Annotated in this window: 12 protein-coding genes; 9 read left to right on the forward strand and 3 right to left on the reverse strand. The window is 42.0% G+C overall.

Features of this window, described 5'->3' with window-relative positions; all coding sequences use genetic code 11:
- Positions 1–50: 50 nt before the first annotated feature.
- From RM553_RS05890 to ctlX, 3 genes are all read left to right on the forward strand, one after another.
- A complete protein-coding gene (locus RM553_RS05890) occupies positions 51–1,334 on the forward strand; it encodes a citrate synthase (RefSeq protein WP_311534027.1) in 1,284 nt (427 codons plus the stop codon).
- Positions 1,335–1,411: 77 nt separating this feature from the next.
- The gene (locus tag RM553_RS05895; protein WP_311534028.1) at positions 1,412–2,323 is read left to right on the forward strand and encodes a dimethylarginine dimethylaminohydrolase family protein; all 912 of its coding nucleotides are present in this window, start codon (positions 1,412–1,414) and stop codon (positions 2,321–2,323) included.
- A gap of 8 nt (positions 2,324–2,331) precedes the next feature.
- Complete coding sequence (gene ctlX / locus RM553_RS05900; protein WP_311534029.1) at positions 2,332–3,255, forward strand: citrulline utilization hydrolase CtlX; 924 nt, start codon at positions 2,332–2,334, stop codon at positions 3,253–3,255.
- On the opposite strand, the gene RM553_RS05905 is transcribed toward ctlX, so the two are convergent.
- Positions 3,252–4,742 (reverse strand): BCCT family transporter, encoded by a 1,491-nt coding sequence (locus RM553_RS05905; RefSeq protein ID WP_311534030.1) that lies wholly within the window; start codon positions 4,740–4,742, stop codon positions 3,252–3,254. The two genes, ctlX and RM553_RS05905, sit on opposite strands and share 4 nt — an antisense overlap.
- Entirely contained in the window at positions 4,739–6,190 is a 1,452-nt protein-coding gene (locus RM553_RS05910) for an SDR family oxidoreductase (protein WP_311534031.1), read from the reverse strand. The genes RM553_RS05905 and RM553_RS05910 overlap by 4 nt, the downstream gene beginning before the upstream one ends.
- Before the next feature lie 71 nt (positions 6,191–6,261).
- On the opposite strand from RM553_RS05910, the gene RM553_RS05915 reads away from it, so the two are divergent.
- A complete protein-coding gene (locus RM553_RS05915) occupies positions 6,262–6,465 on the forward strand; it encodes an LPXTG cell wall anchor domain-containing protein (RefSeq protein WP_311534032.1) in 204 nt (67 codons plus the stop codon).
- A 163-nt stretch (positions 6,466–6,628) separates the two neighbouring features.
- Here RM553_RS05915 and RM553_RS05920 read toward each other — a convergent pair whose 3' ends face one another.
- Positions 6,629–7,054 (reverse strand): hypothetical protein, encoded by a 426-nt coding sequence (locus RM553_RS05920; RefSeq protein ID WP_311534033.1) that lies wholly within the window; start codon positions 7,052–7,054, stop codon positions 6,629–6,631.
- Positions 7,055–7,451: 397 nt separating this feature from the next.
- Here RM553_RS05920 and argS point away from each other — a divergent pair, with 397 nt between their 5' ends.
- The 5 genes from argS to RM553_RS05945 all read left to right on the forward strand — a co-directional run bounded on the left by argS (position 7,452) and on the right by RM553_RS05945 (position 13,481).
- The gene (gene argS / locus RM553_RS05925; RefSeq protein ID WP_311534034.1) at positions 7,452–9,230 is read left to right on the forward strand and encodes an arginine--tRNA ligase; all 1,779 of its coding nucleotides are present in this window, start codon (positions 7,452–7,454) and stop codon (positions 9,228–9,230) included.
- A 178-nt stretch (positions 9,231–9,408) separates the two neighbouring features.
- Positions 9,409–10,653, forward strand: coding sequence for a DEAD/DEAH box helicase (locus tag RM553_RS05930; protein ID WP_311534035.1), 1,245 nt, complete (start codon positions 9,409–9,411; stop codon positions 10,651–10,653).
- A gap of 156 nt (positions 10,654–10,809) precedes the next feature.
- Positions 10,810–12,138: a signal recognition particle protein gene (gene ffh / locus RM553_RS05935; protein ID WP_311534036.1), complete on the forward strand. Its 1,329-nt coding sequence runs from the start codon at positions 10,810–10,812 to the stop codon at positions 12,136–12,138.
- Between the two features lie 41 nt (positions 12,139–12,179).
- Positions 12,180–12,551, forward strand: a complete 372-nt coding sequence (locus tag RM553_RS05940) for a four helix bundle protein (RefSeq protein ID WP_311534037.1) — start codon at positions 12,180–12,182, stop codon at positions 12,549–12,551.
- 33 nt (positions 12,552–12,584) lie between these two features.
- Entirely contained in the window at positions 12,585–13,481 is an 897-nt protein-coding gene (locus tag RM553_RS05945) for a bifunctional 5,10-methylenetetrahydrofolate dehydrogenase/5,10-methenyltetrahydrofolate cyclohydrolase (protein ID WP_311534038.1), read from the forward strand.
- Positions 13,482–13,491: the final 10 nt, after the last annotated feature.

Consider the following 13,491-nt stretch of genomic DNA (forward strand, 5'->3'; position numbering starts at 1 on the left):
AGTTTTTCTTAAATTCGCAATCATATCAAATTAAAAAGAAAATTATCAAAATGTCAGATAAAGCCTCACTAGAATATCAAGGAAAAAAATATGAATTTCCGGTTGTAAAGGGTACCGAAAATGAAATAGGAATCGATATTAAAACCCTGCGTTCTGAAGCAGGGATTATTACCCTGGATCGCGGTTATAAAAATACCGGTAGTTGCGAAAGCGCGATTACCTTCCTGGACGGTGAAAAAGGAGTGCTTAGGTACCGTGGGTATGCTATAGAGGATCTGGCAGAAAAGGCCGATTTTCTTGAAGTTGCTTATTTGCTGATTTTTGGCGAATTGCCTACAAAGGAGCAGCTTGATAAATTCTATGCAGATATCCAGGAAGAATCTGAAGTAGATGAAGAGATGAAAAAAATTCTGGACGGCTTTCCAAAATCGGCCCATCCCATGGGAGTGCTTTCTTCATTAACCAGTGCCCTTATTGCCTTTAACCCTTCTTCTGTAGATGTTTCTTCAGAAGCTGATATGTATAAAGCTATTGTGAAAATACTGGGCAAATTCCCGGTCCTTGCCGCATGGACCTTAAGAAAGAAAAAGAGCGATCCTCTAAATTACGGCGATGATTCTCTGGGCTATGTAGAGAACCTGCATAAAATGATGTTCGAAAAGCCGGGAAAAAAATATAATGTTGATAAAGCGGTGATCAATGCGCTGGATAAACTTCTTATCCTTCATGCAGATCATGAGCAAAACTGTTCTACCTCTACCGTAAGAATGGTAGGTTCTTCACACGCCGGTCTCTTCGCCTCAATTTCAGCTGGTATTTCAGCGCTATGGGGGCCACTGCACGGTGGTGCTAACCAGGCCGTGATTGAAATGCTGGAAAGGATAAAAGAAGATGGCGGAGACACCAAGAAATTTATGGCTAAAGCCAAAGATAAAGAAGACCCATTTAGGTTAATGGGCTTTGGGCACAGGGTATACAAAAATTTCGACCCCCGCGCCAAGATTATTAAGAAATCTGCAGATGAGGTGCTTGGCCAGCTGGGAGTGAACGATCCTGTGCTGGATATTGCCAAAGGCCTTGAAAAAGAAGCGTTGGAAGACGATTATTTCGTGAAAAGAAAACTTTATCCAAACGTCGATTTCTATTCCGGAATTATTTACCGTGCACTTGGAATCCCCGTAGAAATGTTTACGGTTATGTTCGCCCTGGGACGTTTGCCGGGATGGATCGCCCAATGGAGGGAAATGAGGTTGATGAAAGAACCTATTGGCCGGCCAAGACAAATATACATTGGCGAGGGCCACAGGGATTTCAAACCTCTTGACCAGAGATAGAAAAACACCTTATATAATTTCAGGAAAAGCTTCATCATGGTATGAGGCTTTTTCTATATTTGCCAAAAACCACCGGGATGAAATTGCATATAAATAATGAAACTTCACGCCTTAAAGCCGTTGTGCTTGGAACCGCTGAAAGTGTTGGCGGGATTCCTAATATTTCCGAAGCTTACGACCCAAAGTCGATTGAACATATAAAAATGGGCACATATCCTAAAGAAGAGGATATGATACGCGAAGTCGAATCTGTTGCCGATGTGCTGAAGAAACACGATGTAGAAGTTTACAGGCCAAAACTCATTAAAAATTACAACCAGATTTTTACCCGGGATATTGCCTTTGTTATAGAAGATAAGTTCATAATGGCCAATATCCTGCCAGACAGGGAGCAGGAGATTGAGGCCATAAGCCATGTGATTAACCAGATTCCTTCAGAAAATGTAATTGAGCTTCCTGAAAATGCCCATATAGAAGGTGGGGATGTAATGCCTTTTGGCGATTATATCCTGGTAGGGACCTACACCAAAGAAGATTATAAGAGTTTTATCACGGCAAGAACAAACAAAGAGGCCGTTCAGGCTTTAAAAGATCTTTTTCCGCAGAAAAAAGTAGTGCCCTTTAACCTGAAAAAATCTAATGTAGAGCCACGGGACAATGCCCTGCACCTGGACTGCTGTTTCCAGCCGGTGGGAAAAGATAAGGCCATTATTTACAAAGGCGGATTTCTGGATGAGAAGGAATATGAGTGGCTGGTTAAACTCTTCGGAAAGGAAAACATGTTTGAAATCACGCGCGATGAGATGTACAATATGTTCTCCAACGTTTTTTCCATTTCTGAAGACGTGGTTATTTCAGAAAGAAACTTTAAGAGGCTTAATAACTGGCTGAGAGACAATAATATTGCAGTTGAAGAAGTGCCATATGCCGAAATTGCAAAACAGGAAGGATTGTTGCGTTGTTCAACATTACCTTTAATACGCGAATAAAAAGATTTATGAAGCAGATAACAAACACGTTGTTAATGGTTAGGCCTGTGGCCTTCAGGATGAATGAGCAAACCGCTGTAAACAACTATTTTCAGGAAGATATTCAAAATTCTGATGTAAATAAGAAGGCCCAGGAGGAGTTTGATGAATTTGTGAAAAAGCTGAACAGTGTTGGGGTCCAAACTGTTGTGGTGGATGATATTGTGGAAGATGACACGCCAGATTCCATATTTCCCAACAACTGGGTTTCGTTTCATGAAGACGGAAATATCGCCCTTTATCCCATGTTTGCCCCTAACCGTAGAAAGGAACGCAGGCTGGAGTATTTCGCACAGCTGGAAGACGCAGGCTTTAAAATTAACAATATCGTAGATTATACTGCTGCGGAAGAGGATGATGTTTTTCTTGAAGGTACCGGCAGCATGATTCTGGACAGGGTAAACCAGAAGGCTTACTGTGCAATCTCCCCCCGTGCCGATGAAGACCTGCTAATTGAATTTTGCGAAGATTTTGAATTTACACCCGTTATTTTTACCGCCAACCAGAGCGTTGATGGGAAAAGGAAGCCAATCTATCATACCAACGTAATGATGTGTATGGCCGAGGAATTCGCGGTCATTTGCCTGGATAGCATAGACAATGCGAAAGAGCGAAAGAATGTAATAAAGCACTTAAAGCAGGACGGCAAGGAAATAATTGCCATTTCTGAGGCGCAAATGCACGAGTTCGCAGGAAACATGCTGCAGGTACAGGGCTCAGAAAAAAAATATCTTGTAATGAGCGCGAGGGCTCATGCCGGTTTAAATAAAGACCAGATTTCAAAAATAGAGAAGCATTGTGAAATATTAAGCAGTGACCTTCATATGATTGAGACTTGTGGCGGGGGAAGCGCCCGGTGTATGATGGCAGAGGTTTTTCTTCCGAAAGCCTAAGTTTTTCTGAATAAGTTAACCAGGAAAATAACCAGCATTGCTCCCGTAAAAATGGCAAAAGGAAGGGAGCTGATGATTAGGAATTTTTGCATTGCCGAGAGCACGTCACTCTCTGGTTTTATATTCCCCAGGACGATAATTGCTTCTGAAAAGATTAAGATGAGAGCGGCCCAGATAAGGCGAAATTTCTTATTGGGCTCTTCTTTGCCTTTGTCGCTAAACATGCTTAGCACGAAGATGGCAGAATCTACAGAAGTTACCAGAAAGCTGATGAGTAACAGGATCACGATTACATTGGTGATTTCAGAAAATGGCAGGTTCGCAAAAAACACGAACATAGAAGTGAAAACATTCCCAAATTCGCCGTTGTAATTTGGCATTTGGGCTATAACATCAAAAGCCGAAGTTCCAAAAACGCTGAACCAGAAAAAGCTTCCTAAAGAAGGAATCAGCAAAACGCCTAAAATCATCTCCCTTAAACTCCTTCCTTTGGAAATACGCGCGATAAAGATACCTGTAAATGGAGCCCAGGCCAGCCAGAAGGCCCAGTAATAGTAGGTCCAGTCGGTTAAAAATTGTTTTCCGGGATCATAATCTCCCCAGGCAATACTCAGCGGGACAAAATCGATGATATAACGATAAAATGAGCTAAGGAAATTTGCCATTATTTCGGAAAAATCGCCCAGGAAAAAAACAAAGAACATCAGGAGGACGGTTATGTAAATATTCCAGTTTGAGATAACTTTAATGCCCTTTTGCACCCCTGCGTAAGCAGAAATAAATGCTAGCAGGCAGATTAAAAGTACCATTCCCATAACCGGCGCCAGGTTGCCGGGCGCGCTACTGGTTAAATGGCTTATGCCTCCTTCAATTTGTGTGGTTCCCAGGCCTATTGCCGCCACAAGGCCAAAAACGGTGGTAAGGATGGTAAGGAGGTCTGTTGCCTGGGGTAGAAAACGTATTTTTCTGAAATTCCCAATGCCGGAACTTAAGCGTACATCTTCTTTTTTAACAAATATGGAGTAGCCAATAACAATGGCAAAAATTCCGTAGAAAGCCCATGCTGTAAAGCCCCACTGGTAAAATGTATATTCCAGGGCAATAACTTCTTTAGGGGCTGCGGTTGCAATGGGAGGGTTTAGGTACATGAACACCGGTTCCTGAACGGCCCGCAACAAAATCCCGGCTCCCATTCCCGCACTGTAGAGCATGGCAATCCAGGACAACCTGCCGAATTCTGGCGGGGAATTTCCCAGTTTTATCTTTCCAAGCCTCGAAAAGGCGATGAATAAAAGAAAAAGGACGCAAAGAAGCCCCAGCCATAAATAGAACGCGCCAAATAGCTCGCGTACCCATACAGAACCTTTCTCAATGAGGATGTAAAATAGTTCCGTGTAAAGAAATATAAAAAGAGAGAATACCAGCAGGATTGCCGTTGAGAGGTAAAAAAGTGGATTTTCAGCTATGTTTTTTCGAAATTTTTTCAAGAATCGGGCAGGGCTTTTTGTGGTTCTCCTTTGGCGATTTTATTCAGCATACCTTCAAAGATAAAGTAATGAAAGGGATACATGGAGTACCAGTACAACCGGCCCCAAAGGCCTTTTGGGCGGAAAGTAGCTGTTTGGTGCAGTATGTTTTCTGCGTCTATTTTAAATTCCAGCCAGGCTTCGCCCGGCACTTTCATTTCAGCAAAAAGCAGCAGCCTTTTCTCTTCACGGTCGGCAAGTAAAACCCGCCAGAAATCGAGGGAATCGCCACTGTTAATGAGCTGGGGGTGCGTTCTTCCTCTTCTAAGGCCCACGCCTCCAAACAACTTGTCTATGTACCCGCGAAATTTCCACAGCCAGTTGCCGTAGTACCAGCCATTTAATCCGCCAATGGCCCAAATACGGTCCAGCACCTCTTCGGGATTTTCTATTTTTACAGCTTGTTTATCAGTAAGGCAGCCATATTCCGGCACCTGTATGTATTTGTTGAGTTCCTTTTTAAAGCGGCCGCTGCTAAGGGAGTCCTTCCAGCTGGAAACTACCTGGTTCTGCTCTATCCTGTGAAAGGCAAATTTTATGGCCTCGGTATAATGTAAAGGGGCAATCCCCAGCAGTTCCTGCAGCCGGGTATCTTTGGTCACCACTTCCACCTTCATGCTGTCCACCAGGTTTTGAGCAAGTTTGTAGGACGTGGAGGTGATGAAATAAAGCCAGTAAGAAGATAATTTTGGAGACATTACCGGCACGCTCCAAATCCACAATTTCAGCTCTCGCACCTTCGCGTACTGCTCCATCATTTCCTGGTAACTTAAAATATCTGGCCCACCAATATCAAAAGACTGGTTAAAACATTCTTTCCTTCCAATAACGCCGGTGAGAAATTGAATAACGTCTCTTATGGCAAGGGGCTGGCATTTTGTTCTTACCCATTGCGGGGTGATCATTACAGGGAGTTTTTCACATAAATCCCTTAAAATCTCGAACGAGGAACTGCCGGAGCCAATAATAATCGCTGCCCTTAACACGGTGGTGTGAAAATGGCCTTTATATAAAATTTCTTCAACTTTTTTGCGGGAAGCAAGGTGCCGGGAGAGTTTTTCTTCATTAATAATCCCGCTTAGGTAAATTACCTGGTTCACCGAGGTGCCGCCCATCATTTTATTGAAATTTTTCGCGGCCTTCATCTCCTGTTCATCAAAATCTTTTGTTGAGGCGGTCATGGAGTGAATAAGATAATAGGCAACATCTATATTTTTGATTTTTGCCGGGGCTTTTTTATCTTTCAGGAAATCGATTTCCACGAGCTCCACCTGGTCCCGTAGTTCCCTGGAAGAAGAAAAGCGGTTTTTATTCCTCACCGCGCAAACCACCTCATGGCCCTGCTCTAAAAGTTCGGGGAGCAGGCGCATGCCAATATAACCGTTTGCACCTGTAAGCAGTATACGCATGTGGAGAGTTTAGATGAATAAATTAGGAATTAAATTAGTACTTTCACCCCAGATTAGTAAAATTTTATAAAATGAATAATGTGCTGAAGATAGTGCTGCTTATTATTGGGGTCGGCCTTATTGCTTATGGGCTTTATGCCATTATTACCCCTGAATTTGCCATTAACGCGGGGCCGGTGCAGGTAGAAGCCCACGGCGATAATACGCAGTCTTATGCGATGATTGGCTTTGGGGTTTTGGCGCTTATTGCCGGCCTGGCTTTTCGCAGAAGATAATTAACATAGGTTACTTTCTACTCTTTCCCCACAAATACAGGGATATATATTTAACTAGTTAGCCGTAGCTTCAAATGAAAGTGGAAAAGCACTTTCTCTTTCCCTCTTCGCTTTTTTACTTGTTATTTTAAATTTTCGCCTCTTTTTCAGTAAAAATAATTGCCTAAAGATCATCAATTTGAGTGGGCGCATTATCGGCTTTATAATCGATTATCTTTCTGAAGAATTTATGAATAGCCGGTTTGTCGGCTTTCACTTTAATAAAATACTGGTCTCTGTAAATGGAATATTCTTCAGCTTTGCCTTTATAAAGCGTTAATTTATGGTAAGGAATAATAAGTGCATAGGTTTCCAATAGGCTGCGAAACATTACAATAATCCCGTTTGGCCGCATCTCCACATTGCAGGTATTCGTGTATTTGTCCAGGATTAGCAGGTTATGAATATCGATGCTGGCGGAGGTAATATGAAGTTTGGGCGACCCCGTGCCATTTAATCTCATGCGTTCCAAAAGGGTAAAAGTCTTTCCAACCTCGGTGTCTATTTTTCTTTTAATGGCAGGGCGGTTGTACGAAATGTTCTGCAGCATAAATATTAATTTATTTGGTTATAATCCCTTAGGGGAAGAGGAGCAATGTTCTTTTGAACTCCGAACTTTCCACTTTTCACAAAAGATTAAAGATTAGTAGTGATGCGTTTAAATTTAAATAATCCTTCATAAGCTAGTAATTACAGAGCCTCCCGATCATTTTGGCTTTTTTGGATTTGAATTGGATTTTGACTTTTGAAAGGGAATAACAATTTATTACTTATCATAATTGTATGAATAAGAGTTTTTTACAAAATCAACATAGTTTAAAAAATTAATTCGCATGTACGAACGCATCAGCAGTAATTAAAGATAGAGAATTGAGCCTAAAGCCTGCAGGCAAACTTCTAATTTCTCTTATCTTTGCAGCTCTTTAACCGAATAAACACAGGATAAAATGGCAATTCAGAGTATTCTTGCAACTCATGTAAAAGAAGCTGTAAAAAAGATTCATGATGTTGATCTTGAAAATATAGAATTTCAGCCTACCCGGAAGGATTTTGAAGGCGATGTAACGCTGGTGACTTTTCCTATGTTGCGTCAGGTGAAAACAAGTCCGGTAAAGCTTGGGGAGGAAATCGGCAAGTATCTTGAAGAAAATGTCGCTGAGGTTTCTCATTTTAATGTAGTGCAGGGTTTTCTAAATATCGTCCTTAGCAATTCTTATTATCTTGATTTCTTCGGAAATATGAAAGACAGGGAAGATTTTGGTATTATACCGCCTTCTTCAGATGCTCAGGGCATTATGGTGGAATACTCTTCGCCCAATACCAACAAGCCACTGCATTTAGGCCACATTAGGAACAACCTTTTGGGATATTCGGTTTCAGAAATACTTAAAGCTGCGGGAAATAAGGTTTACAAAACGCAGATTATTAATGACCGCGGAATTCATATTTGCAAATCTATGCTGGCCTGGCAGCGTTTCGGGAACGGAGAGACGCCTGAATCTGCCGGGATAAAGGGAGACAAGCTGGTAGGGAATTTTTACGTAAAATTTGACCAGGAATATAAGAAGCAAATCGCTGAGCTGAAAGAGAAAGGCCTATCGCAAGAAGCCGCGAAAGCCGAAGCCCCCATTTTAGTGGAAGCCAAGCAAATGTTGTTGAAATGGGAAGCAGGGGATCCTGAAGTGGTTGCCCTTTGGGAAAAAATGAACCAATGGGTTTATGACGGGTTTGAAAAGACTTATGATGCCCTGGGGGTCGATTTCGATAAAAATTATTATGAAAGCAACACTTATCTTTTAGGCAAGGATGTGGTGGCGCAAGGCCTGGAAAATGGCGTTTTTTTCAAAAAGGAAGACGGCAGTGTGTGGATAGATCTTACCGATGAAGGCCTTGATGAAAAAATTGTGCTTAGAAGCGACGGTACGGCTGTTTATATGACGCAGGATATTGGTACGGCCATTCAGCGGGTGAAGGATTTTGATATTAACGGCATGGTTTACACCGTTGGGAACGAGCAGGATTACCATTTTAAGGTGCTGTTTTTGATTCTGAAGAAATTGGGCTTTGACTGGGCAGATTATCTTTATCACCTTAGTTACGGAATGGTAGACCTGCCCAGCGGAAAAATGAAAAGCCGCGAGGGCACCGTAGTAGACGCCGATGATCTTATTGATGAAATGAAGGAAACCGCCCGTACTATTTCTGAAGAATTAGGGAAGCTTGACGGGTATTCTGAAGAAGAAAAAGAAGAGCTTTACCGCGTTATAGGCCTTGGCGCTTTAAAATATTACATCCTGAAGGTAGATCCTAAAAAACGAATTCTATTCGATCCCAAAGAATCTGTAGATTTCCAGGGAAATACCGGCCCGTTTATACAGTATACTTATGCGAGGATACAGTCTATCCTCCGGAAAGCCGATTTTGATTACAGCAGGCAAATTCCGGCAGGCTATGATCTTCATGAAAAAGAAAAGGAGCTTATAAAACAGCTTCAGCTTTACCCTGAAACCGTGCAATTAGCTGCCGAAAATCATAGTCCGGCCTTAATTGCCAATTATACCTACGAGCTTGTAAAGGAATTTAATTCCTTCTATCAGAATATTACCATTCTGGGTGCAGACGAGCTTGAGCAGAAGGTTTTCAGGGTACAGTTATCACAGGCGGTGGGCAATGTAATAAAATCATCTTTCGCTTTACTGGGAATCCAGGTGCCGGAGCGGATGTGATTTTTTGAAGTAATCAGAATTGGGCAAAAGAGGAAAGATTAAAGCTGGAGATTGGTGTAGAATTCGCTTCTGTTGCTGAAAAAATACATAAATAGATTACCTCAGGAATTAACTGTACCTTTGCAACTTATATAAAAATGGCATTGCTTTTGAAATTGTCATTTTTTAAACAATTTTTATGTCATTTAATTCTTTGGGTTTGTCTGAACCCCTGCTGAGAGCGATCAGCAAAAAAGGACACACTAAGCCTTCAACTATTCAAAAAAAGGCAATTCCATTTATTTTAGAAAGAAGGGACGTGCTGGCATCGGCACAAACAGGAACAGGAAAAACTGCAGGTTTTACTTTGCCTATGCTTCAGATTTTATCTGAAGGGGAAATTCTAAGAAAAAGGCCTGTACGCGCTTTGGTGTTAACTCCCACCCGCGAACTTGCCGCACAGGTGCTGGAAGATGTGAGAAGTTATAGTACATATTTGGATATACGTTCCAATGTGATTTTTGGTGGAGTAAGTGCTGCGCCACAGATAAAAAGTTTACGCAAAGGCGTGGATGTTTTAGTGGCAACGCCTGGCCGGTTGCTGGATTTGCACCAGCAAAAAGCGCTTTCCCTTGCAAACATTGAAATTCTGATTTTAGATGAAGCCGACAGGATGCTCGATATGGGCTTTTTGAGGGATATTAAAAAAATTCTCGCGCTAATGCCGGAGAAAAGGCAGAATTTACTTTTTTCGGCAACCTTTTCAAAGGATATAAAGAAGCTGGCCAATACCTTTTTTACACAACCTGTTTTAGTTGAAGCCACTCCGGAAAATACTACTGCAGAGAAAGTAGACCAGAAAATTTACAAAACCAATAAATCCAAAAAAACCGCTCTAATCACCAAACTGATTTCAGAGGGCAATTGGGAACAGGTGCTGGTATTTACCAGGACAAAACACGGGGCTAACCGGCTAAGCCAGAAACTGGAAAAAAGCGGGATCACTTCCGCAGCAATCCATGGCAACAAAAGTCAGGGTGCAAGAACAAAAGCCCTGGATGGTTTTAAAAAAGGAAAACTTCGTGTTTTAGTCGCAACAGATATTGCCGCTCGTGGGCTGGATATTCCGCTTTTGCCGCATGTTATTAATTATGAACTTCCTAATGTGCCGGAAGATTATGTACACCGCATAGGCCGTACTGGCAGGGCAGGAGCCAGTGGCCAGGCGATTTCTCTGGTAAGCGTGGATGAAAACGAACATGTACGAGGTATAGAAAAATTATTAGGAGAATCCCTGGAAAAAGAAATTCTTGATGGGTTTGAACCTACTGAAAACCTTCAGGAAGTGCTGGAAAGAAAGGCAGAGAACAAGGCCCGGCAAAGAGGTGGCCGTAAAAATAGATCGTCCAAACCTCAAGGAGGAGTTGGCAGAAGGAGAAACTGAGTGAAAAGTAAAAGTGAATAGCGATTGCAAGTCGGCTTCGAACTCCGGACTTTGAACTCTCAACTACTGGCGGGCGCCTAAATCTTTCTTTCTGACCGTCTTTGTAACTAAACAACCAATCCTTATCTTTGCAATTCTTAAAAACGGAGCAAGATTATGTTTGATAATTTAAGCGATAAGTTAGATAATGCTTTTCATGTCTTAAAAGGGCATGGACAGATTACCGAAATAAACGTTGCCGAAACTCTTAAAGAGGTAAGGCGCGCTTTGGTAGATGCCGATGTTAACTATAAAATTGCCAAAGAATTTACCAATACGGTTAAGGAAAAAGCATTGGGACAGAATGTCCTTACCGCTTTAAAGCCCGGCCAGATGATGGTGAAGCTTGTAAAAGATGAGCTTACAGACCTGATGGGAGGCGAAGCTGCCGGGGTAAACCTTAGTGGAAATCCTTCTGTGATCCTCATGTCTGGACTGCAGGGTAGTGGTAAAACCACTTTTTCCGGTAAACTGGCGAATTACCTTAAAAATAAAAAGACTAAAAAGCCACTTTTGGTAGCCTGTGATGTTTACAGGCCGGCAGCGATCAATCAGCTGCATGTTGTTGGGGAGCAGGTTGGAGTTGAGGTTTATTCTGAAGAAGGAAACCAGGATCCCGTGGCGATTTCCAAAGCGGCAATTGCCCATGCAAAGGAGAATGGCCATAATGTGGTGATAATCGATACCGCCGGTCGCCTGGCGATAGATGAAGCCATGATGACCGAAATTGCTAATATTCACCAGGCAATCGAGCCGCATGAAACTTTGTTCGTGGTAGACTCCATGACCGGTCAGGATGCGGTGAACACGGCCAAAGCGTTTAACGAGCGCCTTAATTTTGATGGGGTAATCCTTACCAAACTGGATGGTGATACCCGTGGTGGTGCGGCCATTTCTATTAAATCTGTTGTCAACAAGCCCATAAAATTTATTGGTACCGGCGAAAAAATGGAAGCTATAGATGTTTTCTATCCTTCCCGTATGGCAGATAGGATTCTGGGGATGGGAGATGTGGTGTCTCTTGTGGAGCGTGCCCAGGAGCAGTATGATGAAGAAGAGGCGAGAAAACTACAGAAGAAAATTGCCAAAAATAAGTTCGGATTTGACGATTTTCTGAATCAGCTTCACCAGATAAAGAAAATGGGATCTATGAAGGATCTCCTCGGAATGATTCCCGGAGCGGGAAAAATGCTGAAAGATGTAGATATTGATGACGACGCCTTTAAAGGAATCGAAGCGATTATTTATTCCATGACACCGGAAGAAAGGAGCAATCCAAAAATTATAAATTCCAGCAGGAAAAAGAGAATAGGTAAAGGTTCCGGTACTTCTGTACAGGAAGTAAACCAGCTGTTAAAGCAATTTAACCAGATGGGAAAAATGATGAAAATGATGCAGGGCGGTGGTGGCCGACAGATGATGAATATGATGAAGGGGATGAAGTAGTGAGCAGCTTGCAGGGGCAGTAGGCAGTAAATTTTGGGTTAATGGATTTTAGATCTTTAAAAGTCTATGAAATTAGTTTTGGCCTTGCTATGGATATTTTTAATCTGACAAAAGAATTTCCAAAAGAAGAAAAATATTCTTTAACAGACCAGATCAGAAGAAGTTCGCGTTCGGTGTGTGCAAATGTTGCGGAAGCTTATCGAAAGCGGCGGTATCCAAATCATTTTATAAGCAAATTAAGTGATAGTGATGCTGAAAATGCTGAAACACAAAGCTGGTTAGAGTTTGCTTATGCTTGTGAGTATATTGATAAAAATACCAAAGAAGAACTAAACCAAAAAAGTTTAGAAGTTGGAAGGCTACTAAACTATATGATAAACAATCCAGTTAAGTTTGGAGTAAGTAAAGAATGACTGCAGACTGGGACTGAATACTGCTAACTGATTATGACAATACTGGACGGTAAAAAAATCAGCAACGATATTAAAAATGAAATTGCTGAAGAAGTTTCAAAAATAAAAAAGCGGGGCGAAAAGGTGCCGCATTTGGCGGCAATTATTGTTGGGAACGACGGCGCCAGTATGACGTATGTGAATAGTAAAGTGAAATCCTGCAAAGAGGTGGGGTTTGAATCTTCACTTTACCGAATGTCTTCCACGATAAGCGAATTGGAGTTGCTGGATAAAATTGAGGAATTAAACCAGAATGATGATATTGATGGTTTCATTGTCCAGCTGCCTTTGCCGAAGCAGATTGATACCCAGAAAGTTCTTTTAGCCGTAGACCCAGATAAAGATGTGGATGGCTTCCATCCCACCAACTTTGGGAAAATGGCGTTTGATATGACCTCTTTTATCCCCGCTACTCCTTTCGGGATTTTAGAACTGCTTGAACGTTACGATATTCCTACTAAAGGAAAACATACTGTGGTAATCGGGCGCAGCTATATTGTGGGCAGGCCCATGAGTATATTAATGGGAAGAAGTGGTTTTCCAGGGAATTCCACCGTTACATTAACTCACGAATTTACCAAGAACATTACCCAAATCACCTCCCAGGCCGATATTATTATAATCGCCGTGGGAATCCCTAATTTTTTGAAAGGGGAAATGATCAAGGACGATGCCGTTATCATTGATGTGGGTATTACCCGTGTGCCAGATGAAAATGCCAAAAGGGGCTATGTGATTAAAGGAGATGTTGATTTTGAAAACGTAAGTAAAAGAGCCTCCTATATCACTCCTGTCCCCGGTGGGGTTGGCCCTATGACCGTTTCTATGTTGCTTAAAAACACGCTGCTGGCAAGGGAACGTCACAGGGCAATGAAGAAGGAAAAAGTTTAATATTCTCCTT

This window comes from Autumnicola tepida, from assembly GCF_031846485.1.
Taxonomy (GTDB): domain Bacteria; phylum Bacteroidota; class Bacteroidia; order Flavobacteriales; family Flavobacteriaceae; genus Autumnicola; species Autumnicola tepida.

What these genes read in the sequence shown, in the direction of transcription:
- RM553_RS05890 (WP_311534027.1), top strand. Translation starts at nt 51, where the DNA reads ATGTCAGATAAAGCCTCACTAGAATATCAAGGAAAAAAATATGAATTT.
- RM553_RS05895 (WP_311534028.1), top strand. Translation starts at nt 1,412, where the DNA reads ATGAAATTGCATATAAATAATGAAACTTCACGCCTTAAAGCCGTTGTG.
- ctlX (WP_311534029.1), top strand. Translation starts at nt 2,332, where the DNA reads ATGAAGCAGATAACAAACACGTTGTTAATGGTTAGGCCTGTGGCCTTC.
- RM553_RS05910 (WP_311534031.1), bottom strand. Translation starts at nt 6,190, where the DNA reads ATGCGTATACTGCTTACAGGTGCAAACGGTTATATTGGCATGCGCCTG.
- RM553_RS05915 (WP_311534032.1), top strand. Translation starts at nt 6,262, where the DNA reads ATGAATAATGTGCTGAAGATAGTGCTGCTTATTATTGGGGTCGGCCTT.
- RM553_RS05920 (WP_311534033.1), bottom strand. Translation starts at nt 7,054, where the DNA reads ATGCTGCAGAACATTTCGTACAACCGCCCTGCCATTAAAAGAAAAATA.
- argS (WP_311534034.1), top strand. Translation starts at nt 7,452, where the DNA reads ATGGCAATTCAGAGTATTCTTGCAACTCATGTAAAAGAAGCTGTAAAA.
- RM553_RS05930 (WP_311534035.1), top strand. Translation starts at nt 9,409, where the DNA reads ATGTCATTTAATTCTTTGGGTTTGTCTGAACCCCTGCTGAGAGCGATC.
- ffh (WP_311534036.1), top strand. Translation starts at nt 10,810, where the DNA reads ATGTTTGATAATTTAAGCGATAAGTTAGATAATGCTTTTCATGTCTTA.
- RM553_RS05940 (WP_311534037.1), top strand. Translation starts at nt 12,180, where the DNA reads ATGGATTTTAGATCTTTAAAAGTCTATGAAATTAGTTTTGGCCTTGCT.
- RM553_RS05945 (WP_311534038.1), top strand. Translation starts at nt 12,585, where the DNA reads ATGACAATACTGGACGGTAAAAAAATCAGCAACGATATTAAAAATGAA.